General features: G+C 66.1%; 27 protein-coding genes. 10 read left to right on the plus strand and 17 right to left on the minus strand.

The annotated features are described in order from the left end of the window. Positions 1-175 precede the first annotated feature (175 nt). The 3 genes from ACM6JT_RS23390 to ACM6JT_RS23400 are packed head-to-tail and all read left to right on the plus strand — an operon-like array spanning position 176 to position 3,855. The gene (locus ACM6JT_RS23390; protein WP_414857413.1) at positions 176-2,416 is read left to right on the plus strand and encodes a TonB-dependent receptor; all 2,241 of its coding nucleotides are present in this window, start codon (positions 176-178) and stop codon (positions 2,414-2,416) included. Positions 2,417-2,419: 3 nt separating this feature from the next. Continuing rightward, positions 2,420-3,175, plus strand: a complete 756-nt coding sequence (locus ACM6JT_RS23395; RefSeq protein WP_414857414.1) for a tetratricopeptide repeat protein — start codon at positions 2,420-2,422, stop codon at positions 3,173-3,175. Next, positions 3,172-3,855: a Fe2+-dependent dioxygenase gene (locus ACM6JT_RS23400; protein WP_131946933.1), complete on the plus strand. Its 684-nt coding sequence runs from the start codon at positions 3,172-3,174 to the stop codon at positions 3,853-3,855. The genes ACM6JT_RS23395 and ACM6JT_RS23400 overlap by 4 nt, the downstream gene beginning before the upstream one ends. An 81-nt stretch (positions 3,856-3,936) precedes the next feature. Here ACM6JT_RS23400 and ACM6JT_RS23405 read toward each other — a convergent pair whose 3' ends face one another. Further along, complete coding sequence (locus ACM6JT_RS23405) at positions 3,937-4,359, minus strand: amino acid-binding protein (protein ID WP_034180480.1); 423 nt, start codon at positions 4,357-4,359, stop codon at positions 3,937-3,939. 204 nt (positions 4,360-4,563) lie between these two features. Between ACM6JT_RS23405 and ACM6JT_RS23410 the strand changes: the two genes are divergently transcribed. The 5 genes from ACM6JT_RS23410 to ACM6JT_RS23430 all read left to right on the plus strand — a co-directional run bounded on the left by ACM6JT_RS23410 (position 4,564) and on the right by ACM6JT_RS23430 (position 6,517). Next, a complete protein-coding gene (locus tag ACM6JT_RS23410; RefSeq protein ID WP_034180481.1) occupies positions 4,564-4,803 on the plus strand; it encodes a type II toxin-antitoxin system Phd/YefM family antitoxin in 240 nt (79 codons plus the stop codon). Further along, the gene (locus tag ACM6JT_RS23415) at positions 4,800-5,195 is read left to right on the plus strand and encodes a type II toxin-antitoxin system VapC family toxin (protein ID WP_217587950.1); all 396 of its coding nucleotides are present in this window, start codon (positions 4,800-4,802) and stop codon (positions 5,193-5,195) included. The genes ACM6JT_RS23410 and ACM6JT_RS23415 overlap by 4 nt, the downstream gene beginning before the upstream one ends. 107 nt (positions 5,196-5,302) lie before the next feature. Then, positions 5,303-5,491, plus strand: coding sequence for a M15 family metallopeptidase (locus tag ACM6JT_RS23420; RefSeq protein ID WP_105392661.1), 189 nt, complete (start codon positions 5,303-5,305; stop codon positions 5,489-5,491). Between the two features lie 102 nt (positions 5,492-5,593). Further along, complete coding sequence (locus ACM6JT_RS23425; RefSeq protein ID WP_034180482.1) at positions 5,594-6,178, plus strand: NTP transferase domain-containing protein; 585 nt, start codon at positions 5,594-5,596, stop codon at positions 6,176-6,178. Between the two features lie 195 nt (positions 6,179-6,373). After that, positions 6,374-6,517, plus strand: a complete 144-nt coding sequence (locus tag ACM6JT_RS23430) for a hypothetical protein (RefSeq protein WP_165948077.1) — start codon at positions 6,374-6,376, stop codon at positions 6,515-6,517. 81 nt (positions 6,518-6,598) lie between these two features. Here the strand turns inward: ACM6JT_RS23430 and ACM6JT_RS23435 are convergent, their stop codons facing one another. From ACM6JT_RS23435 to panE, 8 genes are all read right to left on the minus strand, one after another. Beyond that, a complete protein-coding gene (locus ACM6JT_RS23435; protein WP_243566693.1) occupies positions 6,599-7,363 on the minus strand; it encodes an SDR family oxidoreductase in 765 nt (254 codons plus the stop codon). Beyond that, complete coding sequence (locus ACM6JT_RS23440; RefSeq protein ID WP_105392617.1) at positions 7,360-8,907, minus strand: FGGY-family carbohydrate kinase; 1,548 nt, start codon at positions 8,905-8,907, stop codon at positions 7,360-7,362. Before ACM6JT_RS23440 ends, ACM6JT_RS23435 begins: the two co-directional genes overlap by 4 nt. 29 nt (positions 8,908-8,936) lie before the next feature. Beyond that, a complete protein-coding gene (locus ACM6JT_RS23445) occupies positions 8,937-10,025 on the minus strand; it encodes an alcohol dehydrogenase catalytic domain-containing protein (RefSeq protein WP_414857415.1) in 1,089 nt (362 codons plus the stop codon). Positions 10,026-10,071: 46 nt separating this feature from the next. Next, positions 10,072-11,085 (minus strand): ABC transporter permease, encoded by a 1,014-nt coding sequence (locus tag ACM6JT_RS23450; protein ID WP_027789502.1) that lies wholly within the window; start codon positions 11,083-11,085, stop codon positions 10,072-10,074. Beyond that, a complete protein-coding gene (locus ACM6JT_RS23455; RefSeq protein WP_414857416.1) occupies positions 11,072-12,592 on the minus strand; it encodes a sugar ABC transporter ATP-binding protein in 1,521 nt (506 codons plus the stop codon). Before ACM6JT_RS23455 ends, ACM6JT_RS23450 begins: the two co-directional genes overlap by 14 nt. A gap of 62 nt (positions 12,593-12,654) precedes the next feature. Then, positions 12,655-13,593, minus strand: coding sequence for a substrate-binding domain-containing protein (locus ACM6JT_RS23460; RefSeq protein WP_034180485.1), 939 nt, complete (start codon positions 13,591-13,593; stop codon positions 12,655-12,657). 118 nt (positions 13,594-13,711) lie between these two features. Beyond that, on the minus strand, positions 13,712-14,671 hold the full coding sequence (locus tag ACM6JT_RS23465) for an AraC family transcriptional regulator (RefSeq protein ID WP_034180486.1): 960 nt from the start codon (positions 14,669-14,671) through the stop codon (positions 13,712-13,714). A gap of 274 nt (positions 14,672-14,945) precedes the next feature. Beyond that, complete coding sequence (gene panE / locus ACM6JT_RS23470) at positions 14,946-15,893, minus strand: 2-dehydropantoate 2-reductase (protein WP_034180487.1); 948 nt, start codon at positions 15,891-15,893, stop codon at positions 14,946-14,948. A 275-nt stretch (positions 15,894-16,168) separates the two neighbouring features. Between panE and ACM6JT_RS23475 the strand changes: the two genes are divergently transcribed. Continuing rightward, complete coding sequence (locus ACM6JT_RS23475; protein WP_034180488.1) at positions 16,169-17,722, plus strand: methyl-accepting chemotaxis protein; 1,554 nt, start codon at positions 16,169-16,171, stop codon at positions 17,720-17,722. Positions 17,723-17,925: 203 nt separating this feature from the next. On the opposite strand, the gene ACM6JT_RS23480 is transcribed toward ACM6JT_RS23475, so the two are convergent. The 5 genes from ACM6JT_RS23480 to ACM6JT_RS23500 all read right to left on the minus strand — a co-directional run bounded on the left by ACM6JT_RS23480 (position 17,926) and on the right by ACM6JT_RS23500 (position 20,774). Beyond that, positions 17,926-18,336 (minus strand): hypothetical protein, encoded by a 411-nt coding sequence (locus ACM6JT_RS23480; RefSeq protein WP_105392613.1) that lies wholly within the window; start codon positions 18,334-18,336, stop codon positions 17,926-17,928. Next, positions 18,329-18,997 (minus strand): M35 family metallo-endopeptidase, encoded by a 669-nt coding sequence (locus tag ACM6JT_RS23485; RefSeq protein ID WP_414857417.1) that lies wholly within the window; start codon positions 18,995-18,997, stop codon positions 18,329-18,331. Before ACM6JT_RS23485 ends, ACM6JT_RS23480 begins: the two co-directional genes overlap by 8 nt. A gap of 4 nt (positions 18,998-19,001) precedes the next feature. Next, the gene (locus tag ACM6JT_RS23490) at positions 19,002-19,589 is read right to left on the minus strand and encodes a PAAR domain-containing protein (protein ID WP_306795563.1); all 588 of its coding nucleotides are present in this window, start codon (positions 19,587-19,589) and stop codon (positions 19,002-19,004) included. Then, complete coding sequence (locus ACM6JT_RS23495) at positions 19,546-19,689, minus strand: hypothetical protein (protein WP_181152350.1); 144 nt, start codon at positions 19,687-19,689, stop codon at positions 19,546-19,548. Before ACM6JT_RS23495 ends, ACM6JT_RS23490 begins: the two co-directional genes overlap by 44 nt. 407 nt (positions 19,690-20,096) lie before the next feature. After that, positions 20,097-20,774, minus strand: coding sequence for a response regulator transcription factor (locus ACM6JT_RS23500; protein ID WP_034180981.1), 678 nt, complete (start codon positions 20,772-20,774; stop codon positions 20,097-20,099). 369 nt (positions 20,775-21,143) lie between these two features. On the opposite strand from ACM6JT_RS23500, the gene ACM6JT_RS23505 reads away from it, so the two are divergent. Then, positions 21,144-21,635 (plus strand): hypothetical protein, encoded by a 492-nt coding sequence (locus tag ACM6JT_RS23505; protein WP_105393902.1) that lies wholly within the window; start codon positions 21,144-21,146, stop codon positions 21,633-21,635. 18 nt (positions 21,636-21,653) lie between these two features. Here ACM6JT_RS23505 and ACM6JT_RS23510 read toward each other — a convergent pair whose 3' ends face one another. From ACM6JT_RS23510 to ACM6JT_RS23520, 3 genes are all read right to left on the minus strand, one after another. Then, on the minus strand, positions 21,654-22,160 hold the full coding sequence (locus ACM6JT_RS23510) for a hypothetical protein (protein WP_105393903.1): 507 nt from the start codon (positions 22,158-22,160) through the stop codon (positions 21,654-21,656). Positions 22,161-22,292: 132 nt separating this feature from the next. Beyond that, on the minus strand, positions 22,293-23,714 hold the full coding sequence (locus ACM6JT_RS23515) for a sigma 54-interacting transcriptional regulator (protein WP_414857418.1): 1,422 nt from the start codon (positions 23,712-23,714) through the stop codon (positions 22,293-22,295). A gap of 112 nt (positions 23,715-23,826) precedes the next feature. Continuing rightward, positions 23,827-24,411, minus strand: coding sequence for a hypothetical protein (locus ACM6JT_RS23520; RefSeq protein WP_034180492.1), 585 nt, complete (start codon positions 24,409-24,411; stop codon positions 23,827-23,829). Positions 24,412-24,520 lie beyond the last annotated feature (109 nt).

Here is a 24,520-nt window from a genome sequence, read left to right on the forward strand (position 1 = left end):
CATCCACCCCGTAACATTCGTCAACACTTGCTTTTTTATTGATAACAAGAACGCTTCTCATTCAACAAAAAATTACATAGAATGCCGGCTGAAAACAAATCGTAATAATTCCCGGCGGCATGCACATTTCCGTAGCGCACCTCCCCGGGGCCACATCGCGAGGTCCAAGCGCATCATGAAGTCCCGTTCCGACGAGTTGAAGCTCGGCAAATTCACCACCCTGTGCAGCGTGCTCGCCGCGAGCCCTGCATTCGCCGACGGCACGCCGCCTTCGCCGCCGCCGTCCAGCACCGAAGGCCATCTCGCGCCGATCGAGATCCAGGGCAAGACCGAGCACAGCTACAAGGCCGACTTTTCCGCTTCCGCGAAATTCACCGCGCCGCTCGTCGACACGCCGAAATCCGTCACCGTGATTCCGCAGGAACTGATCCGGAACAGCGGCGCGTCGACGCTGACCGAAGCGCTGCGCACCGTGCCCGGCATCACGTTCGGCGCCGGCGAAGGCGGCAACCCGCTCGGCGACCGTCCGTTCATCCGCGGCTACGACACGCAGGGCAGCATGTTCGTCGACGGCATGCGCGACACGGGCGCCACGACGCGCGAGATCTTCAACACCGAACGCGTCGAGATCACCAAGGGTTCCGACGGCGCGTACGGCGGCCGCGGCGGCGCCGGCGGCAGCATCAACCTGATCACGAAGGCCCCGCACCTCGGCACGACGGCCAGCGCGAGCGCCGGCCTCGGCACCGACCGCTATCGCCGCTTCACGGCCGACGGCAACTGGCAGTTCGCCGATCACGCCGCATTCCGCCTGAACCTGATGAGCCACAACAACGACGTCGCCGGCCGCGACGCCGTCAACAACGAGCGCTGGGGCGTCGCACCGTCGATCGCATTCGGCCTCGGCACGCCGACGCGCGTGACCGCGAGCTACTACCACCTGTCGACCGACGACATGCCGGACGGCGGCATTCCGTACGTCTACGGCTTCAACATCCCGAAGGGCGTCACCGACGGCCCGGCAAACGTCGATCGCCACAACTTCTACGGGCTGATCGACCGCGACTTCCGCAAGACCACGTCGGACATCAGCACGATCAAGATCGAGCACGCCATCACGTCGTCGCTGACGATCCGCAACACCACGCGTTACACGGAATCGACGCAGGACTACATCTGGACGCAGCCGGACGACAGCCAGGGCAACGTGGTGAACGGCAAGGTCTGGCGGCGCAACAACAACCGCAACAGCTCGATCAACAGCATCGCGAACCTGACCGAGCTGTTCGGCGAATTCCGCACCGGCCCGTTCAAGCACAGCTTCACGACCGGCATCGAGCTGACGCGCGAATGGGGCAAGCGCGACACGTACAAGGTCGCGACGGATAACGGCAAGATCTGCCAGCAAGGCATCGGCGCGGCGTCGGGCTACAACTGCACGAGCCTGTGGTCGCCTAATCCCAACGATCCGTGGGCCGGCTCGATCACGCGCAACAACGACTACGCGCATGCGCGCACCACGACGAAATCGATCTACGGCTTCGACACGATCGAGATCACGCCGCGCTGGCAGGTCAATGCCGGCGTGCGGGTCGACGACTACTCGACGCGTTTCACCGACACCAAGGCCAACGGCAGCAAAACCTATACGCGCGACGACACGCTCGTGAACTGGCAGGCCGGCCTCGTGTTCAAGCCCGCGCAGAACGGCAGCATCTACGCGTCGTATGCGACGTCGTCGACACCGGCCGGCATGCTGCTCGGCGAAGGCAGCGAAACGCAGTCGCTCACGCCGGGCCGCGGCGGCGTCGGCCCGAACGCCGACCAGATGGCGCCGGAAAAGAACCGCAGCATCGAGCTCGGCACCAAGTGGAACGTGCTGAACGACAAGCTCGCGCTGACCGCCGCGCTGTTCCAGATCGACACGACGAACGCGCGCGTGACGCTGCCGAACAACCAGTACGCGATGGTCGGCAACAAGCGCGTGCAGGGTCTCGAGCTCGGCGTCGCAGGGCAGATCACGAAGCAGTGGCAGGTGTTCGGCGGCTATACGTACATGAAGAGCGCGCTGCGCGACAACGGCAAGGATGCGGCGAACAACGGCAACCGCTTCCCGAATACGCCGAAGCACAGCCTCACGATGTGGTCGAACTACGACGTGACGCCGAAGTTCACGGTCGGCGGCGGCGCGTTCTACATGTCGGAAGTATTCGGCGATCCCGCGAACCAGCGCGCCGTGCCGTCGTACTGGCGCTTCGATGCGATGGCGCAGTACCGGATCAACAAGAAGCTCGACCTGCAGCTGAACGTGAACAACTTGTTCAACCGCACGTACTTCGATCAGGCGTATCCGGCGCACTACGCATCGATCGCACCGGGCCGCTCGGCGTTCGTCACGCTGAACGCGCGCTACTGATCGATGGAGGCCGTGTCGCTGAAGGCGCTCGCGTCGGTATCGCCGCGCGAGTTCGCCGACATCCTGGCCGGGCCGCCCGAGCGTGCCGCCGCGTGGGTCGCGGCGGCGGCCGACAACGGCATCGTCGATGCACAGGCCGTCTACGGGCAGTACCTGCTCGACGGCCATGGCGTCGCGCGCGATCCGACTGCCGCGTTCAACTGGTTCCGGCACGCCGCGCGGGCCGGCCACGCGATGGCGATGAACATGCTCGGCCGCTGCTACGAGTTCGGCTGGGGTACGGCCGCGTGCGCGCCGGTCGCCGTGTACTGGTACCGGCTCGCCGCGCAGGCGGGGCTCGACTGGGGCATGTACAACTACGCGACGGCGCTCGCGCTCGGCAACGGCGTCGACGAGAACCGCGCCGACGCGCTCGACTGGTTCCGCCGCGCGGCCGCGCTCGGCCATGCGAAATCGATCAACCTGATCGGCGGCTTCTACGAGGACGGCTGGGTCGTATCCGTCGACACCGATGCCGCGTTCGACCACTATCGCCGCGCAGCCGTTGCCGGCGACTTCCGCGGCCAGTTCAACTTTGCGCGGCTGCTTGCCGAGCGCGGGCGCATCGACGAAGCGCTCGTCTGGCTCGCGCGCGTGCCGGCCACCGCGACGCCCGCGTTCATCGCGAAAATGCACGCGTATCTCGCGTCGTCGCCGCTCGACGCATTTCGCTCTGCGGCGCTGCAATTGCCGCCGCATGCAATGGAATCAGCAACATGATGCTTCATATCCCCGGCGTATTGACCAAGACGCAGGTCGCGCAATGCCGCGACCTGCTCGATGCGGCCGAATGGGTCGACGGCAACGTGACATCCGGCGCGCAGTCGGCGCTTGCCAAACGCAACCGGCAACTGCCGGAAGGCTCACCGGCCGCGCGCGCGGTCGGCGACGCGATCCAGGATGCGCTCGCACGCCATCCGCTGTTCTTTTCGGCGGCGCTGCCGCTCAAGGTGTTTCCGCCGCTGTTCAACCGCTATGAAGGCGGCGAGACGTTCGGCACGCACGTCGACAACGCGATCCGGCTGCTGCGCGGCACGGATTTCCGCGTGCGCAGCGATCTGTCGGCGACGCTGTTTCTCGAGGAACCCGATGCGTACGACGGCGGCGAGCTGTGTGTCGAGGATACCTACGGCGTGCATCGCGCGAAGCTGCCGGCCGGCGATCTCGTGCTGTATCCGGCGTCGAGCCTGCATCACGTGACGCCCGTTACGCGCGGCGAGCGCGTCGCGTCGTTCTTCTGGATTCAGAGCATGGTGCGCGACGACGCCGACCGCACGCTGCTATTTCAACTCGATACACAGATTCAGCAGCTTTCCGCGGACAAAGGTGCGCACGACCGGGGCGTGATCGCGCTCACCGGGATCTATCACAACCTGCTGAGACGGTGGGCGGATGCGTGAGCCATCTGGCGGCGCCCCGCAACATCCTGAAACGCGTGCCCCCTTCCGGCCAATGCCAGTCCACCGTCCAGCGCAGCCGCCTTATGCCCGCTGCAGGAGGTCGATCGCCTTGTCTGCATCGTCCGCCGAATCGACCGCGAAATAGGCAATGAACTGGGAACCCAGCACGGCGGCCGAGACGCCACGGAGATTGATCGCGCCGTCCGCGAGCATCTGGGCCAGTTGCCCGATGATGCCCATTTGATCCAAACCCATTACGCGGACGGAGTGAACGCTCGGGGTGACGCTGAACCCCACCTGCGTGGCCGCGCGAATCACCGCGTCCCCCTGCAGTGGCGCGACAAACACGACGCCCTTGCCCGGCGTCTCCGATGTGCGGCGTGCAACGATGAACTGCAAGTCTGCGCCGGCAGTCCGCAGGGCGCTTAATACTGTCGCGAGGCCGCCCGGCTTGTCCTCGATGGTCGCCGCCCAGACATCGACACGTTCTACGCTCAGTTCCATGGCAGTCCCTCCCGCCTGAGAACCCCGATAGAAAAAATCTAGATCACAGCAAGCGCGCGAGCAAGGCGCACAGCGTCTTCCGGCCCCCGGCATCGACGCACCCTGTCGCGCTTTGCATGCATCGGTGACGCCTGGCCTTCGCGACTTGCCTTCCTCCGCCGCACCGCCATAAAATGACCATCGTCAAATGACCATGCTCATATCATGATGCCGCACGCTCCCGTTTCGAAATCCGAATTCAAGGCTCGCGCACTCGAATACTTCCGGCTCGTCGAGTCGTCGGGCGAAAGCCTGATCGTCACCGATCACGGCAAGCCGACGCTCGAGATCCGGCCGTATCACGCACGCGAGGCTCAGCCGTTGGACATATTGCGCGGCTCGGTCATGCGCTACGACAATCCTGTCGATCCGATTGCGGAAGATGATTGGGAGGCGTCGCGGTGATCGTGCTGGATACGCATGCATTGGTGTGGTGGGTGGCGGGCGATCCTTCGCTCAGCAAGAAAGCGCGAAGTGCGATCGAGCGCGCGCGGGGCGAAGGCTCACTCGCGGCATCCGCGATCTCCGCGTGGGAGATTGCGATGCTGGTGCGCAACGACCGTCTCGCACTGACGATGGATGTCGACGCGTGGCTCGCCACCGTCGCGCAGATCGACGGCATGCGCTTCGTGCCCGTCGATGCCGACATCGCCGCGAAATCCACTGCCCTGCCCGGCACGTTCCACAAGGATCCGGCCGACCGGATGATCGTCGCCACCGCGCGGCGGCTCGGCGCACCGCTCGTCACCCGCGACGAAAAAATCCGCGCTTATGCGCATGTGAAGACGCTGTGGTAATCCTCTCGCAGTCGCAGGCCAATCCACACCGCACGCCCGCGCCAACTCCGACATGTCGGCGTTTCGTCTGACCAGATCGACCATAAGCTTGCAGGTACAACGCGTTCATCAGCCGCCGGGCCGCACGAAACCGCCACGTACTGATCGCCGCACTGACCGGCGCCGGCTTCACGAATTACCCGTCCGAATGGTGGCACTGGTCGTTCGGCGACCGCTATTGGGCCGTCATGCAGCGTGAATCGCACGCGATTTACGGCCCCGTCGAGGAAAACATGCTCGACGAAGGTGCGCGATGACAGTCATTCCGACCTGACGGGCGCGACTCGGTAACATCCTCACTTGCCGATCCCCGCCCGCTCCCGCACAATCGCAGCACCTGTCTCACTCCCCCCGCGCCGATGTCCTATGCGTCACTCGTCACCGGCGTCCTGCTCGCCGGCGGTCTCGGTCAACGCTTCGATCCAAGCGGTCTGCAGAGCAAGCTGCTCGCGCGGCTTCCCGACGGCACGCCGATCGCGGTCGCGGCCGCCCACCGTCTCGCGGCGGCCACGGCCGACGTGATCGCCGTCGTGCGTCCCGGTGCCGAAAAACTCGCGATCCTGCTGAACGAAGCCGGTTGCCAGGTCGTCTATGCGCCCGACGCGTCGCGCGGCATGGGCGCAAGCCTCGCGGCCGGCGTGCGCGCCACGCCCGATTCGAACGGCTGGCTCGTCGCGCTCGGCGACATGCCGTGGATCGCGGCTTCGACCTACGAAGCCGTCACGCGCGCGCTCGACGCCGACGATGCGTCGATCGTCGCGCCCGCGCATCGCGGCGTGCGCGGCCATCCGGTCGGCTTCGCCGCGCACCACTTCGATGCGCTCGCCGCCCTCGACGGCGACACGGGCGCCCGCGCGCTGTTCGCCAGCGCGCCGGTGAAACTGCTGGACGTCGACGATCCCGGCATCCTGCGCGATGTCGACACGCCGCAGGATCTGCGCTGACCGCGATCGCGCGGACCACGCAATACATTGCAATACGGAATCCCGCCCGACGGTCGATAATCGCGAATTCATGGATTTCACCGACGACCGACAAGCCGCCGCAAGAATCTCGCAGCAAACGCTCGCCCGATTGCCTATAACGAAGACGAGGCGCGCCCTCCGCGCCGCCGCCATCACGCATCGCGCGAGCTCTCCATGACCGACCACACGACCCCGACACCCGAGCCACCGGCCGACCCGAACCGCGATCCGGAAGACGACCCGCTGTCGTCGCCGCCGGGTCATCACCACGACAACCCGCAGCAACCGGACGGACCGCCGAGCAAAGACCCGGTGTAGCCGCACGTCGGCCGCTCCGCACATTCGCCCCTATTTCCCGTCATGCTCTGCAGGCGCCAACTCGTCACCGCATGACGTGGCCTATCGCGCCGTATACCCGCCGTCGATCGGCAGCGACACGCCGCTGATCATCGACGCCGCATCGCTCAGCAAAAACAGGATCGGCTCGACGACCTCGTCCGGCTCCGCAAATCGCCCGAGCGGAATCGCCGCCAGCATCGGCGCGCGCTTCTCCGGTTCGCTCCACGCGAACTGCGCCATCGGCGTGAGCGTGACGGTCGGGTTCACGCTGTTCACACGAATGCCGTGCGGGCCGAGCTCGATGCACAGCACGCGCGTGATCGCGTCCATCGCCGCCTTCGACGCGCAATAGCTCAGATGCGCGGGCAAGCCGACGAGCGCGGCCTGGCTCGATACGTTGACGATGCTGCCCCGCGCATGCGCATGCGTGGCGCCCCGCCCGTCGCGCACGATCATCTTCCGTGCAACCGCCCGCGCCACGAGCGCCGCGCCGCGCGCATTGACGGCCATCACGCGGTCGAAATGCCCGGCGCTGACGTCGAGCGCCGGTTCGAGCGACGCGATCCCCGCGCAATTGACGAGGCCGTCGAACACATCGTGCGCGGCGAGCGCGGCATCGATCGCGTGTTCGTCGCCGCCGACATCGAGGCGCAACGTATCGCACCCGGTCTCGCCGGCGAGCGCATCGAGCGCGGCCATGTCGCGCGCTGCCGCGACGACCCGCGCGCCCGCCTGCGCCAGCGCAACCGCGCATGCGCGCCCGATGCCGCTCGATGCGCCCGTGACGAGCATCCGCGAGCCGCTGAAATCGAATCGTGTCTTCATGATGATGTGTGCAGTTCGTGCATGATCGGCTTGAGTGCCGGATACAGCGCCGTGTAAAGCCCGAAGCGCACCGCATACGCTTGCGCACGTTCGGCATCGGGTCGCGCGCGCTCGACGAGCGTGACCCAACCGCCCTGTGCATCGTCGTGCGACACGAGCCCCGCCCCGACACCCGCGAGCAATGCCGCCCCCATCGCGGCTTCGACATCCTGCTCGATCGTCCACACCGGAAAGCCCGTCACGTCCGCGATGATCTGCATCCACAGCGCCGAATGCGCGGCACCGCCGACGACGATCAGCCGGTCGTCCAGCGCCACCGCGCCGCGGCGGCCGGCCTCGATGTTGTGCCGCAACGCGAACGCGACGCCTTCGAGCACCGCGCGATAAAGATGCGCCCGCGTATGCGCGAGACTCAGCCCGACGAACGCGCCGCTCGCCTTCGCATCCCACACCGGGCTGCGCTCGCCCATCAGGTACGGCAGGAACAGCACGCCGTCGGCACCGGCCGGCACACTTTCGGCCGCCTCCTCGAGCAGCACGTGCGGATCGCCGTGCGGCAGCAGGCGTGCTGCATCGATTTCCGCATGACAGAACTGGTCGCGAAACCACGCGACCGATGCCCCGGCCGTGATCGCACCGCCGAACACGTACAGGTCGCGCTGCCCGTCGAACACGTGCGGCATGCTGACGAGCCCGTGCCGCGCATCGACGTGCCGGTTCACGTAGCCCCAGCACATGCTGGTGCCGATCATCGCGACATGCTGCCCGGTACGCGTCGCGCCGGCCGCGAAGGTCGCGACGGCCGCATCGACGCCGCCCGCGACCACGGGCGTGCCGGCCGGCAGCCCGAGCTGTTCGGTCCATTGCGACAGCAGCCCGCCGACGATCTCCGTCGAATCGACGAGCCGCTCCGGCATCATCGTCGCCGGAATGCCGAGCATGTCGAGCGCATCGTCGGACCACTCGCGGCGCGCGACGTCGTACACGCCGCCGATATTGCCGGCCGAACTGTGATCGACCGCGACTTCGCCGGTCAGCAGGTAGATCACGTATGCGTTCGGCGGCAGGAAATAGCGCACGTTCGCCCACACGTCCGGCCGCTGGTCGCGCAGCCACAGCATCTTCGTGAAGCCGTAGTAGCTGTCGACGCCGTTGCCCGTGATCACGCGCAGCCGCTCGACGTTCACGTGCTCGCCGACCCAGTCGACTTGCGCGGTCGCGCGCCGGTCCATCCAGATCAGGCACGGATGGAGCGGCCGCATGTCGCTGTCGACCGGAATGCCCGAGCCGCCGTACAGGCTGCTCACGCACACCGCGCGGATCGCGTCGGCCGGCACGCCCTGCGCGCGCGCATCGCTCACGCAGCCGGCGACGCATTCGAGCACCGCGTCGAACCACACCTGCGGCCATTGCTCGGCCCACAGCGGGCGCGGCGTATCGGGCTGGTAGCCGGCCGAGCGCCGCGCGACGATCGTGCCGTGCCGGTCGACGAGCAGCGCCTTGGTGCTCTGCGTGCCGATGTCGACGCCTATCACGTATTCCATGATGTCTCCGGTGAGGCGCACGCCGACCGTCAACGGGCCGGCTTCAACAGCACCTTGATCGATTCGGGCGATTTCGCGACGCGGATCGCGTCGTCCCAGTCCTCGAGCGCGAAACCGTGCGTGACGATGCCTTTCGACGTGACGAGCCCGCGCGCTAGCAGGTCGATCGCGACCGGATAGCAGTATGGCCCGAGGTGCGCGCCACGCACGTCGAGCTCCTTGCGATCGCCGATGATCGACCAGTCGACGGTCGCGTCCTCGCCGAACACGCTGAACTCGACGAAGCGGCCGAGCTTGCGGATCAGGTCGAGCCCCTGGTTCACGCCGACCGGCGCACCGGTCGTCTCGATGTACACGTCGCAGCCGTAGCCGTCGGTCAGCGCGCGGACGATCTCTCGCGCATCGTCGCGCCGCGGGTTGATCGTCACGTCGGCGCCGTACTCGCGCGCGAGTTCGAGCCGTTCGTCGATCAGGTCGATCACGACGAGCTTCTTCGGCGTCTTCAGGTGCGCGACCTGCGTCATCATCAGCCCGAGCGGGCCCGCGCCCGCGATCACGACGACGTCGTCGAGCTGGACGTCGCCGCGATTCACCGTATGGATCGCGCACGACAGCGGCTCGATGATCGCGGCATCCTCGAGCGATACGCCGAGCGGGATCTTGTGGACGATCGCGGTCGGCGGAATGCGCATGTATTCGGCCATCCCGCCGTCGGCGACGTCGCGCTGGAAGCCGAAGATGTTGTGCACCTCGCACATCCAGTACTGCCCCGACTTGCAATAGCGGCACTTGCCGCACGGCACGATCTGCTCGGCGATCACGCGGTCGCCCAAGGCCACGCCGAAATGCTCGGCCGCGCCGTCGCCGAGCGCTTCGACATGGCCGAAGAATTCATGGCCGGGAATCACGGGCGCCTTCACCCACGGGTTCGGGCCGCCCCAGAACATCTTCGCGCCCGTATAGCACTTGCAGTCGCTTGCGCAGATCCCGCACGCGGCGATGCGGATCACGAGCTCGTTCGCGCCGGGATGCGGTTTCGCGACCTGTTCGACGCGATAGTCCTCGGGGCCGTGGCAGACGACCGCGGTCATCCGCGGCTGGGCTTCGGGTGTCGTCATGAGTTGTCTCTTTCGTTGATGATTCGGATGCCTGATCGATCACGCGTTACCGCGACCGTTCACGGCTGATATAAATCGCAAGCAGGATGATTCCGCCCTTGATCACGTTCTGCACATACGGGTTCACGCCGATCATGTTCAGCCCGTTGTTGAGCACGCCGAGCAGCAACGCGCCGACCAGCGTGCCGAGAATCGCGCCGCGCCCGCCGGAGATCGACGTGCCGCCCATCACGACGGCCGCGATCGCGTCGAGTTCGAAGCCCACGCCCGCGTTCGGCTGCCCGCTCATCAGCCGGCCCGTCAGCACGATCGCGGCGAGCGCCGACGTGAGCCCGGCCAGCGTGTAGACGATCAGCTTCACGCGCGCGACGCGCACGCCGGTGAGCCGCGTCGCCTGCTCGTTGCCGCCGATCGCATACACGTAGCGGCCGAACGGCATGCGATCGAGCAGCAGCCACGCGATCGCGTAGACCACCAGCATGATCAGCACGGGCGCCTGGATGCCGAGCACCTTGCCGCTGCCGAAGAACGCGACCCAGTCGGGCAGCCCGTCGATCGGATAACCGCCCGTGTAGATCAGCGCGAGGCCGCGCGCGATGCCCATCGTCGCGAGCGTGACGATGATCGGCGGCATCCCCGCGAACGCGACGAACACGCCGTTCAGGAAGCCGAACCCGAAGCCGACCGCAATACCGATCGCGAGCGCGGCGACCGCGTTGACGCCCGCGACCATCAGCCCGGCCGCGAGCGTGCCCGACAGCGCCATCACCGAGCCGACCGACAGGTCGATCCCGCCCGTCAGGATCACGCAGGTCATGCCCACCGCGATGATCGCGTTGATCGACACCTGGCGCAGCACGTTTTCCAGGTTCGCGGCGGACAGGAAGCTCGGGCTCGCGATCATCATCGCGATGCATACGACGACGAGGCCGACGAGCGGATAGAACAGCGTCGAGCGCCGCAACTGCGCCCACATCGCGCGGGGCGGCGGCGCATCGCCGTTTCCGGCGTTGGCCGCGAGCGTCGTGGAAGGCGTGGAAGAAGAATCAGGCAGGTTCATGGGTCGCTCCTCGCGTGCCGGCCGTGGCATGGGTCATGACCGTGTCGGGATCGATCTCGTCGCCTTCGAGCGTCGCCTCGATGCGGCCCTGCCGGAACACGGCGACGCGATCGCACATGCCGACGATTTCCGGCAGCTCGGACGAGATCATGATGATGGCGTAGCCGCGCGCGGTGAGTTCGCGCATCAGCCCGTAGATTTCCGCTTTCGCGCCGACGTCGATGCCGCGCGTCGGCTCGTCGAAGATCAGCACCGACGTGTGATGGTTCAGCCAGCGCGCGATCACGACCTTCTGCTGGTTGCCGCCGGACAGCGTCGCGACCTCGGTATGGATCGACGGCGCCTTCACGCCGACGCGCCGCATCACGTCGTGCGTCGCGCGCGCCTCGCTACGGCGGTCGATCAGCCAGCGCATCGACCGGTACTTGCCGAGGTTGTTCAGCGAGATGTTGTCGCGGATCGAGAACGACGTGACGAGCCCTTCCGTCTTGCGGCTTTCCGGCAGGATGCCGATGCCCGCGCGCAGCGCGTCGGCTGGATCGCCGAGCTTCGCCGCCGCGCCGCGCACGCGCACGTCCTTGCGGTGCGCACGCGTCGCGCCGATTACCGCGAGCGCCGTTTCCGTGCGGCCCGAGCCGACGAGCCCGGCGAAACCGAGGATCTCGCCGGCCCGCAGCGCGAAACGGTTCACCGGGCCGTCGCGCTCGATCTGCAGCGCATCGACTTCGAGCACGGCCGGCGCGTCGGCCGGCAGCGCGGGCTTGGGCGGAAAGCTGCTCTCGATCCGGCGGCCGACCATCATCCGCACGAGCTGTTCGACGTCCGTGCGCGCGACGTCGGTCGTCGCGACGTACTGGCCGTCGCGCAGCACCGTGATGCGGTCGCATACCGCGAAGATCTCGTCGAGGTGATGCGAGATGAAGATCATCGCGACGCCCTGCCGCTTCAGCTCGCGCATGATCGCGAACAGGTGTTCGGCTTCGGCCGGCGTGAGCGTGGCGGTCGGTTCGTCGAGGATCAGGATGCGCGCGTCGAGCGACAGCGCCTTGCCGATCTCGACGAACTGCTGCTGCGCGACCGACAGCGCACGGATCGGCGCATCGAGATCGATCGACACGCCGAGCCGCGCGAAGATGCCGGCCGCCGCGCGGCGCATCCGCGTGCGGTCGCGCGCGCCCCAGCGCGTGCGCAGCTCGCGACCGAGGAACAGGTTGTCGACGGCGTCCAGGTGCGGGATCAGGCTGAATTCCTGGAACACGATGCCGACGCCCGCCGCGACCGCGTCGTGATAGTTCGAGAAATGGCGCGCGGTGCCGTCGATTTCGATCGTGCCGGTATCCGGTTGATGGATGCCGCACAGGATCTTCATCAGCGTCGACTTGCCCGCGCCGTTCTCGCCGAGCAGCGCGTGGATCTCGCCGCGCGCAATCTCGAGATGAATGTCCGACAGCGCCTTCACGCCCGGAAAGCTTTTCGTGATGTGGCTGAGCCTGAGTATCGTTTCCATCGACTTCTCCGTGCGAAGAGCGCCGGCCATGCCGCCGCCCTTCGCGTCGCATCGCACGTCGTTCACCAGCTGAAGCCCTTCGCATTGCTGCGATCGACGACCTTCACGTCGACCGGAATCGCCTTCGGCACCGTCGCGCCCCACTTGCGCGCGATCGCGATGCCGAGCGCGATGCGCACCTGGTCGGCCGGGAACTGCGCGGTCGTCTCGATGAACTTCGAGTTCGGCTTCTGGATCGCGGCGATCGCCTCGGGCGCGCCGTCGACGCTCGTCAGCTTGATGTCCTTGCCGGCCCCCTCGATCGCCGCGAGCGCGCCCATCGAGCCGCCGTCGTTCACGCTGAAGATGCCCTTCAGGTTCGGACGCGCGGAGATCATGTTCTCGGTGACCGACAGCGCGGTCGCGCGCTCCTGCTTGCCGTTCTGCGTGTCGACGAGCTTCACGTTCGGGAATTTCGCGAGCCCGGCCTTGCAGCCGCGCACGCGTTCGAGGATCGGCACGACCGGAATGCCGTCGAGGATCGCGACCTCGCCGCTGCCGCCGATCGCCTTCGCGAGGTATTCGCACGACATCACGCCCGCGTCGTAGTTCTTCGAGCCGACGAACGAATCGACCGGGCCGTTCGCGTTCGCATCGACGGCGACGACCACCGCGCCGGCCTTCTTCGCCTGCGTGATCGCCGACTGGATGCCGGTCGAATCGGTCGGGTTCACGAGCAGGATGTCGATCTTCTTCTGCAGCATGTCCTCGACGTCGCTCACCTGCTTGCTGACGTCGTGATGCGCGTCGGTCACGACGACCTGCGCGCCGATCGACGTGGCCGCATCGTTCAGCGCCTTCTGCATCGTCACGAAATACGGGTTGTTCAGTTCCTGGAACGTCATGCCGATCCGCAGCGGCGCGGCATGCGCGACGGCTGCGGGCAGCAAGGCCGCGAACGCGGCGAGGGTCGCCATCCGGGCGGCGCGGCTGAATGATGAAGCGGGCGATGCGTGCGTCATGACGGTGTCTCCATTTATGTGCGGCTTTTTCGAGGTTGAACGAGCCCCTCGCGACGTGAGCGACGCGATCGGCCGGGTGAAACGGTGTGGAAAGTTCAGGCGGGCGGCGGCCCGGCGATCATCCGGGCTGCGGCGCGAGTTCGGGCGCGCCGGGCGTCAGCACGCGCGGCGGCATCGGGTTGCCGGTGGGCGCCGCGTGCAGCGCAAGCTCGCGGCTGCGCGCGTTCAGGCGCTGCAGCGCACGGAATTCGGACGGCGCCATCCCCTTCACCGAACGGAACTGGCGGTTGAAGTTCGATACGTTGTTGAAGCCGGCCTGGAAGCAGATGTCGGTGATGTTCGCGTCGTCGGCAAGCAGCATCTGGCACGCGGATTCGATCCGCATCCGGTTCACGTACTGGACGAACGGCATGCCCGTGTGGCGGTGGAACGCACGCGAGAATGCGCTGACGCTCTGCCCGGTCAGCTGCGCGAGTTCGGACTCGCGCAGCTCGGATGCGAGGTTCTTGCCGATATACGACAGCGCGTGGCTGAGCCGCGTCGGCGTGACGTCCGCCTGGTCGTATGCGGGGCTCGCGAGCAGCGTGCGTTCGTCGGCGCCGCAAAGCCGTTCGACGATCATCATGAACAGCGCGATGCGGCGCATGCCGCGCGCGGCCAGCAGTTCGTCGAACAGCGGTGCGATCGCGGCGCTGGTCGCATCGTCGAAGCCGACGCCGCGCCGCGCGTCGTCGAGCAGCGCCTGCGCATCGCGGCATTCGGGAAACGCATCCATGCAGCGGCGCACGAACGCCGGGTCGAACTGGATCACGAGGTTGCGGCGCTCGACGGTTTCGCCTTCGGCCATGTCGCTGACCCAGTTGTGCGGCAGGTTCGGGCCGAGCAGCACGAGATGGCCGGGGCCGAACGAGCCGATGTGATCGCCGACGAAATACTTGCCGCGCGTGGCGACGATCAGGTGCAGTTCGAATTCAGGATGGAAATGCCAGCGGATCGTGCGATACGGATAACCGTGCGACCAGACCTTGAACGACTCGTCGCGTCGCACTTCGACCACTTCGAGATCGGGATGCATCATGTTGGCGTCTCCATTCCCATGTATCGCTGGCCGGCCTGTTCGGCTGTTCGCTCGTGCGCCGCGTGTTGCTCGTGTTTCGTGCGGCGACACCGACCGGTCGCATGGGAAGCAATGTAGGTCGATCGCGCGCGCGGCTCCACCAACTTTACGCCTGATTTCCGATACTTTTTTGCGCTTTCCGGCCGAAAACGGCGCCGGACGGCAAATTTGTGCAGCGCGCAACGGCACCGGGCAGCCAGCCGCCGGGCCGGTGCGAAGCGCGCGCGCCGATGGTTTACGCGGCTGCGTGCTCGCGCGCCGTGCGCACCTCGTACGCCTTCAGGTGGTTGTATGCGATCCGCAGCAGCGACAGCGCATCGGCCGCCTGCGGGTCGCGGCGCGCGAGCAGGTCGCCGATCACGTGATCGGCTTCGACACGCGCATGGTTCTCGACGTCGCGCAGCATCGACGCGGTCAGCGGCGACGGCGTCAGCACCATCCGCTCCATCCGCTCGATCGCCGCCGGGTCGGGCCGTTGGCCGTTGTATTCGGCGATCGCGCGGCATTCGCCGAGCATCGTCTCGAGCAGGCGGCGGCCGTCCGGCGCGGCGAGGATGTCGCCGATCGAGCCGCGGAACAGCGACGTGCTCGCGGCGAGCGTCGCGAGGAATACCCACTTCTCCCACATCCGCGCGGCGATGTCGTCGCTGAGCGTCGCGTCGAAGCCCGCGCCGCCGAGCACGTCGGCCACCGCGCGCACGCGCGGCGATTCGCCGCCGGCGAGTTCGCCGAACGACACGCCATGCGTGTCGTTCAGGTGCACGATGCGCTGCTCGCGATCGAGCGTGGCCGCGATCACGCACAGCCCGCCGAGTACCTGCGCGGCGCCGAACCGGTCGCGCAGCACGTCGAGGTGACGCATCCCGTTGAGCATCGGCAGGATCAGCGTTTGCGGGCCGACGAACGGCGCGAACGACGCGATCGCGTCGTCGAGGCTGTACGCCTTGCAGCTCAGCAGCACGAGGTCGAACGGCGCAACCCCGGCGCCGGCATCGCCCGCGCGCACGGTCTGCACGTTCGCGAGCGTCAGGTCGCCGCGCGGGCTGCGGATCAGCAGCCCGTCGCGCGCCAGCGCGGCCGCGCGGCCGTCGCGCACCAGGAACGTTACGTCGCGCCCCGCCGCGGCCAGCCGGCCGCCGAAGTATCCGCCGACCGCGCCGGCCCCTACCACCAGAATTCGCATTGCTGCCTCCTTTCGGTTTCATTCCGCGCCGCGCCGCCGCCCGCCCGCCCGCCCGCCCGCCCGGGCGTGCGGGCGCCCGGCGCGCGCAATCGCTCCGACAGTATAGCGATGCCCGTTATGCATATGCATAGATGCCCGTGCCGACGTCGAAGGCATGAGCGGTCGCACCCTTTCTAAGGGATTTCCCGCCTACGGCGACGCGCGTCGCCTGCCGTCAAGACACTTATCCCGTCACGCCTTTCCGGCGAGCATCCTCGACTGACCGACCCGATACCATGCGCAACCTTTCCCTGAATCAGAAACTCGCCTCGATGATCGTCATCCTGTGGCTCGGCCTGCTCGTGATCGCCGGGCTCGGCGCGTGGCAGACGCGCGCATCGATGATCGCGGACCGCCGCGACCAGCTCGCGTCGCTGGTCGCGCAGGCCGCGAGCGTGACCGACCACTACTACAAGCTGTCGCAGCAGAACGCGATGCCGGAGGCCGACGCGAAGCAGAAGGCGCTCGAGGCGATCGCCGCGATGCGCTACGGCGCCGACGGCTATATTTCAATCAACGACTCGAAGCCCGCGATCGTGATGCATCCGATCAAGGCCGAGCTCAACGGCAAGGACATGTCGAACTTCACCGATCCGAACGGCAAGCACCTGTTCGTCGAGATCGTGAAGGCCGGCAACATGGAAGGCGGCAAGGGCTTCGTCGAGTATCTGTGGCCGAAGCCGGGCGCCGACAAGCCGCAGGAGAAAACCAGCGCCGTGCAGCGCTTCGCGCCGTGGGACTGGTATCTGGTGACGGGCATGTACATGAACGACGTGCACTCGGCCGTGCTCGCAAGCGTCGGCCGCTGGCTCGCGATGACGGCCGTGCTCGGCGCGATCGCGACCGCCGTGATGGTGCTGGTGCTGAAAAGCGTGCGCGCGAGCCTCGGCGGCGAACTCGAAGTCGCGCTCGACGCCGCGCAGCGCATCGCGCAGGGCGACCTGACCGCGCGCGTCGCCGTGAAGCAGGACGATCGCGGCAGCCTGCTGCATGCGCTGCACACGATGCAGGGCGGGCTGATCGACATGGTGTCGCGCGTGCGGATGGGCACCGAGAACATCAACGTCGGCGCAAGCGAGATCGCGTCCGGCAACACCGACCTGTCGCAGCGCACCGAGGAACAGGCGGCCGCGCTCGTGCAGACCGCATCGAGCATGGACCAGATGACCGCGAACGTGAAGCAGAACGCGGACAGCGCCGCGCAGGCCGCATCGCTCGCCGGCCAGGCCGCGCAGGTCGCGACGCGCGGCAGCGCGGTGGTCGACGACGTCGTGCGCACGATGAACGAGATCACCGGCCGCTCGCACAAGATCGGCGACATCATCGGCGTGATCGACGGGATCGCGTTCCAGACCAACATCCTCGCGCTGAACGCGGCCGTCGAAGCCGCGCGCGCGGGCGAACAGGGCCGCGGCTTCGCGGTGGTCGCGGCCGAAGTGCGCTCGCTCGCGCAACGCTCGGCGACGGCCGCCAAGGAGATCAAGTCGCTGATCGTGTCGTCGAACGAGACCGTCGAGCACGGCGCGACGCTCGTCACGCACGCGGGCGAGACGATGGCCGAGCTCGTGCAGTCGGTGCGGCGCGTGAACGAGATCCTCGACGAAATCAGCCATGCGTCGCGCGAGCAAAGCGCCGGGATCGAGCAGGTCAATCGCGCGGTGGGCGAAATGGACCAGGTCACGCAGCAGAATGCGGCGCTCGTCGAACAGGCGGCGGCGGCCGCGCATTCGCTGCGCGATCAGGCCGAAGCGCTGCGCGATGCCGTCACGCGGTTTGCGTTGCCGGCTTGATCTTGGGCAGCGTGCGGGCGCGGCTTGCCGCTGCCGGCTGCTGCCAGGCCCGCGCGCACTCGGCTTCATCGGATGCCCTCATGCCAGTGCCCGCCGGTAGCGCGCCGGGCGCATCCCCCCGCTCCCGCGCGGTGCCGGCCAGCATTCAGCGACGAATGGGGCGCTGTTTTGAACGATGCTTGCGCAGTGGGTCCGGCGTCATGTTACTTACCGGTGCAGCACTTGTTAGGGCAATCGGGCAGGAAGGAAATTTCCACACGCCGCCCGTTGTCCACATCGCCACGCGAATAGACACGTGCGCTTGCCCGAATGGTCCCGCGTAGAAAGCCCAATTGCTCCAGCAGAGCACGCCCGACTTGCAGTCGTGATTGTGCAAGTGCCTGTGCCCCGTGTTCATCTTCTTCAGCGTGACCGCTAATTAAAGTTGTCTCTTTGGTTGTGTGGTTGGTGTAAGTAATCTTTTGGTCGGCCACCCAATTTGCGACGCGCACGATTTCCGAGTTCGATATGACAGTATCATTCCTATTGAAATATATATCGAAATTCTCGCTTGCGATGCATGCAAATGCCGAATTGGAAGCAGCAAACAATATACCAAGTATAAATTTATGCATTATAAATTACGTATCCTGCAATACTGTCAGCGTTATTGATGGCTTGATCCGGATTCTCCGATCCGAAGGTCAGGCATTCCGCGATAAAGTAGCGATGATCCTTGGTAGCCATCGTGTCATCAAAATGACTGACCTCATGAATCAGTGTAGAAACCACGGAATCCCTATCCCACGAAAAATGACGCATAGAGCAAAAATCAGGGTGTATGGCGATTGTATGCGTTGCCGTGTCCGGTGCGCAAACAGATGCAGCGACGCCGGATTCATTTGGATTCGGAACGCATCCGATGTACCTGAATCGGTCGCTGTCCCATCGGGTAAAATTGAATGCCGAAAGCTCCTTTAATACCCGTGCGATTGCCGTCAGACCTGCAAGTAACGTTACGCAGGTCGCTTCGTCCGCCTTGCCGAACCACTGTAGCACACGCACCTTGTCAGCGTTAGACCAACGCTGCAATTCCGCGATTCGCTGCTCGATCAGAGAAACGGCACGATCGCGCTGACGTAAAATCATTCCCCGAAATTCACTGTTCGTCATGTTTTGACAAATTCTCTCGGTATTGATCTTTACTTCAACCATCGATCCAGGGTTGGTATTGGTAACTGCGCCTGAATGTACAAGGAACCACTCCCCACCATCATTCACATCAAAATCGGTCATTGCCTCAAAACCCCTTCATATAGATTTTCAAGGACGCTGCTGTGTCAGTGGCGAAGCGGCGCGTTCGTCCAGAACCGTCGGTGGTGCCGGAAAGAATCTGTCCCGCGTCGGTAACGACTCGGTAGTGGATATTTGCGAGTGGGCGGCCGGAGTCATCGGCCAAGACGAATTGCTCGTCATAGATGCCCGGCGCGGGCGCGTGTCTCGCGGGAGCAAACTCAGAACTGGCTGCGAAAGGATTTGCCACATTGCGGCCGCCCTCGCCCTCATAAAAAATCGTGCTGTCGCTGCCCGCGATTAGCTGGTTTTTCCCGCATGGACAAAGTACCGCGTCGCCCTCCAAAGCAATGCATCGTCCGTGACAGATCATGCGTACCGCGCTGCCAGCTATCGGAAACACCCCATCGCAATTTCCGCACGTCGCCTTGTCACCGTCTAAGGCAACGTGTTTGTTGTTGCTGAACATGTTTGACGTACCAGCGATGACGATACCGCCTGTCGTCGTCGGGTCGCCGTTCCTGACTGCTCGTCGGCTCACTGCCATGTCCTCAATCGAAATTTGCGAAGACCCAACCGGTCGACTCAGGGTCATAGATCGCATATTGGTCGATAACTGCGACGGTCAGCGGCTTGCCCGCCAATGCTTCGGCCTCTGCATCGGCTATCTGCTCGACTGCCCACGTATTCATCATGTACGGTCGCCGACAAGAATTGCATTGTCTATAGGACGAGTATTATTTTGCTTCGGATTCCAACTTAAATTTAGATGCTATTACTCCCAGCAAAATTGGGTGAAGGATGGGCGATCAATCGAGTGCAGACGTTCACGAACTACGCGCGAAGGTGCGCCGCAATCTCGGCACTGACCACGCGTTGTCATCGGTGCCCGTCCGCAAATGCATCCACCTCGATCCAATTCGATGAACTTCGACGAGCTATCTCGTGTTGAGATTCACGGGTCAACGTACGCTCGTCATGGACGCGGCCGAAAACCGCCTCCACGGCATCGAGCTATATGCGATCTACGCGCGCGCTTCACTCAGACCGAATGGCCTGACCGGCGCGGTGTGCCAGGCACACCCGCCCCGCACGCACCTGCTCACGCCGCGTCGCCGGCCCGCGGCACCGCCGCACCGATGCCGAGCCCCAGCCCCGCCGCCCGCTGGATCAGCTCGACGTCGTTGTTCGCGCCGAGCTTCTTCATCGCGCTGATCTTCTGCGCGCTGACCGTCTGCTTGCCCTTGCTCAGGCGCTGCGCGATCGTCTTGATCGACACGCCCGACAGATACAGGCGAATCACCTCGATCTCACGCGCCGACAGCTTCACTGGCGCCTCGCCGCGCTCGCCGATCGCATCGACCGCGCGCCTGACGCACGGCGACAGGTAGCGCCCGCCGCTGTAGCTCGAATGGATCGCCGTGACGATATGGCCGATTTCGTCGAACTTGCTGACGATGCTCACGCCGCCGATCGCGAGGATCGACCGGAAAATCAGCGGGTTCTCGTTGCCGACCAGCGCGACGATCCCGGCGTTCGGGCGCGTGCGCCGCAGCCAGTCGAACAGCGCGAGGCCGTCCATCTGCTCGTCGCCGCGGATCGAATAATCGACCAGCACGAGGTCGCAGTCGACGCCGCCGAGCGACGCGACCAGCTCGGCCGCACTCCGGTAGACCGCGACGAGCTCGATGGCGCAGGCGCTGCCGGCGATCTGCTCGATGCCGGCCAGCGTCAACGGCCAGTCGTACGCGAAAACGATGCGAACATTGAATTTCCTCATGCGCAGTTCCAGGTGGTTCACCGGCCGCGCGGCGCGGAACGCGCGCGGCCGGTTTGGCGTTGAAAGGATGTCCGGGATATTTTTATCCCGAAGATCGATTCTATGAAGCTGCGCGCGGGCGGGATATCGGACGGCATCGGGATTGGCCGCCGGAGACGTAATACGAGTTTGATATTTGCGTCGATTCAGGTGCCCGGCATCGGCCAGACGGCCGGCATTGAGCCCTTGCGGCCGGCCAGCAGGTAAAATTGCGGCGTTTGCATGCCACTCCGGGCACCCGGCGGCGAGCGACGCGCCGATGACGGCCGCGCGCCACGGCCCTTTTGCCCGCTGCCCGTACTCCGGCTGCCCGTACTCCCAGCTTTCCCCATGACCGAATCCGACCTGCAATCCGACGACACCTCCATCCACGAAGACGGCCTCTGGCGCGACAACGGCTGGACCGCCCGCATCATCAAGAACGAAGACGACGACGGCTGGGCCGTCGAGATGATCAAGGACGGCGAGTCCGAACCCGCGCTCGTCGGGCCATGGACCATGGGCCGCGACAAGAAGAACCCGAAGCCGATGGACGCGAACGCGTTCCGCACGCTCGTGAAGACCGCGACCGAGGTGCTGATGCGGCACGAGCAGCAACGGCGCGCGATGCTGCACAAGGAAGTGTCGGTCCAGGACGAAGCCGGGCAGGATGTATCGGTGACGCTCGACATCGTGCCGGACGAGTTCGAGCCGTACGCGCAACTCAAGGCGTTCGATCCGTACGGCGAGCTGCTGGCCGACGCGAAGGTATCGGCCGGGTTCAAGCTCAGCAAGGCCAGCGCCGAGCGCTGGGTCGCGTCGGGCTTCGAACGGCCGGCCTGACCGGGCGGCGGCGCGCGGTCAGGCGCCGGCGCCCTGCCGCGCGCGCTGCAGCCGGCGCTCCGCCAGCTTGCGCCGCACGAGCTGCTCGAACTGCTGCGTCGCGACCTCCGGATCGCGCGCGGCCAGCCCGAGCGCGTTGCGCGCGAGCTGGATCGGCGTCAGCACGATGCCCCACGGCAGCCCCCACCAGCCGAGCGTGACCGATGCAAGCAGCGCGACCGCCTGCTTCTTGCGGCCGCAGCGGCGGCAGCACACGTGGCGCCGCGTCGCCCAGCGCGTGACGAACACCAGCGATACGACGCGATGCGACGCGTGGACGTCGACCGGATGCCCTTCGCGCAGGCAAATCGGGCACGGCCCGTACCGCCAGTCGTCGACGTACTGCCGGACCTTCGCGTCGGGCACCCGCTCGGCCTCGACGACGATCGGATGCGCGTGCGCGCACGCCGGACTGCAATAGCGGCGGCCGTCGATCGACTGCCCGCCGACCAGGAACGTCCTGCCGCAGTGACTGCACTCTGCCACGATAACCCCGGATAAGCGTGATACGCCGCGTGCCGGCCGCCGGCGCATCGATGCGCCGGCGGTCCGGACGGGCCATTTCATGCTTTAACGGCCGCCGCCGCACGGTCTTGAGCTCACGCACGCCACCGCGCGTCAGCCGTGCAGCCCGTGCGCGGTCATCAGGCGGTACAGCGTCGCGCGCGAAATGCCCAGTTCCGCCGCGACGTCCGCATGCTGGTGGCGGTGGCGCAGCAGCGTTTCCTCGATCGCGCGCCGCTCGGCCTGCCGGCGCACTTCGGCGAGCGTCGGCAGCTGCCGCGACGTGTACTGGTGCAGTTCGAGATCGGCGGCCGAGATCATCGGGCCGTTCGTCATCACGACCGCGAACCGGATCCGGTTGATCAGCTCGCGCACGTTGCCGGGCCACGGATAGTTGTGGATCGCCTCGACCGCGCACGGCATGAAGCCGCGAATCCGGTACGCACTGTCGCCGCGATAGCGTCGCAGCATGTCATCGGCGAGCAGCATGATGTCGCGGCCGCGCACGCGCAGCGGCGGCTCGTCGATGCGCAGCACGCACAGGCGGTAGTACAGGTCGGCGCGGAACCGCCCCGCCTGCATCGCGGCCTCGAGATCGACGTGGGTCGCCGACACGATCCGCACGTCCACCGGGATCGACGCGTGCCCGCCGAGCCGCTCGATCCTGCCTTCCTGCAGGAACCGCAGCAGGCTCGCCTGGCTCTCGAACGGCATGTCGCCGATTTCGTCGAGAAACAGCGTGCCGCCATGCGCGGCCTCGATGCGGCCGACCTTGCGCTGGTGTGCACCCGTGAACGCGCCGCGCTCGTGACCGAACAGTTCGGCCTGCAGCAGCGTCGACGGAATGGCCGCGCAGTTCACGGCGACGAACGGCGCCGCGGCGCGCGCCGACTGCCGGTGGATCGCCGCAGCCGTCAGTTCCTTGCCGGTGCCCGATTCGCCGGCGATGAACACGGTGGTATCCGTGTTCGCGACCTTGCGGATCGTCGCGAACAGCCGGCGCATCGCATCGCACGAACCGATCATCGTGCCGTCGGGCGGCGGCGCCTCCGCGGCCGGGTCGCCGTCCGCAAGCTTCAGCATCCCGTATGCATGGCCGGCGAGATAGCCGATCGTCGTATAGGCCGTCGTGTTGCGCACGTAGTCGAAACAGCAATGGCGGATCAGGCGTGCGATGGAAATGTCGCGCAGCCGCTCGCTGTCGGCGAGCGCAACCCAGCCGACGCGCGGGTCGCGCAGCAGCGCCTCGAACGACGCGACGTCGGGCGACGCGAAGCTGGCGAAATCGACGATGCCCGCGTGCGGGCGGTTCGCCTTGACGAGATTCAGTGCGTCCGCAACGGTTTTCGCGCGCCACACGTCCCAGCCGCGCAACGCGAGACAGTCGGCGAGCGCTGCATCGTGCCGCTGCGACAGGTAGACGAGCGGCCGCGACGGCACGACATGGTTGCACCGGATCGCGAGGAACGGCATCGTGCCGGCCTCGCGTTCGACATCCTGCGGGCCTGACACCCTGATCTGGCAGCTATGGTTCACGATGGCCTCGCCGCTTTGGGTTGTATGTCGGGACGGCCGTTGCCGGTTCGCGTGTGACGGGGTCTCGTAGTCCCGCGGCGCGGCGCCGGCCTGTCCTCGGATTGATGTTTCGTTACCGGCAGAAAACGACACGCTGCATGTAGATCTGCGGCTCGACGACCGGCTTCGCCGCCCGGTTCAGATCGTCGCGATAGGCGCGGTAGGTCTTGCCGTTTACCGTCACGTCCGTCGCGCGGGCCGTCTCGATCCTGTCGAGCCCGTTGCGCTGCCACTCGCTCACCCTGCCAGCCGCCGACATGCTCGACTCGCCGGCGATCTTCTGCGTGATCGCGCTGCCGTCGCTCCACGGCTGCGTCTGCATGTCCTCGGCGTGCTGCATCGCGCCGACCGTCTTGCCCGTCGGCGTCGGCCCGTTTTGCGCTTCGAACGGCGCGCCGCGGCCGTACACCGGCGATCGCCACGACGGCGCGTGACCTTCCTCGGGCATCATGTAAATCATCTGCGGGTCGCCGACCATCATCATCGGCACGCATGCCGTGTTGTCGGGTCGGCCTAGCGTCGTCAGTGCCTGCTGGACGCTCGCGGCGTTCGCAAGGGTCTGCTCGCTCAGGATGACGAAGACCGCCGGATTCTGGAAAACCGACTGCGCAGCGGCTTGCACGCTGACCAGCAGCAAAGCGACCAAAAAGATCCTCATGATTGAGGCCTCCTTGCATCCTCGTCACGCAAAAAGAGGTGTTGACCTCGGGGATCGGACCAACACCCGTCAAACCGGGAACGGCCGTCGCGCATCGGGTCCGAACGGC

The organism is Burkholderia sp. IT-111MI5 (assembly GCF_949752865.1).
Classification (GTDB): domain Bacteria; phylum Pseudomonadota; class Gammaproteobacteria; order Burkholderiales; family Burkholderiaceae; genus Burkholderia; species Burkholderia pyrrocinia_C.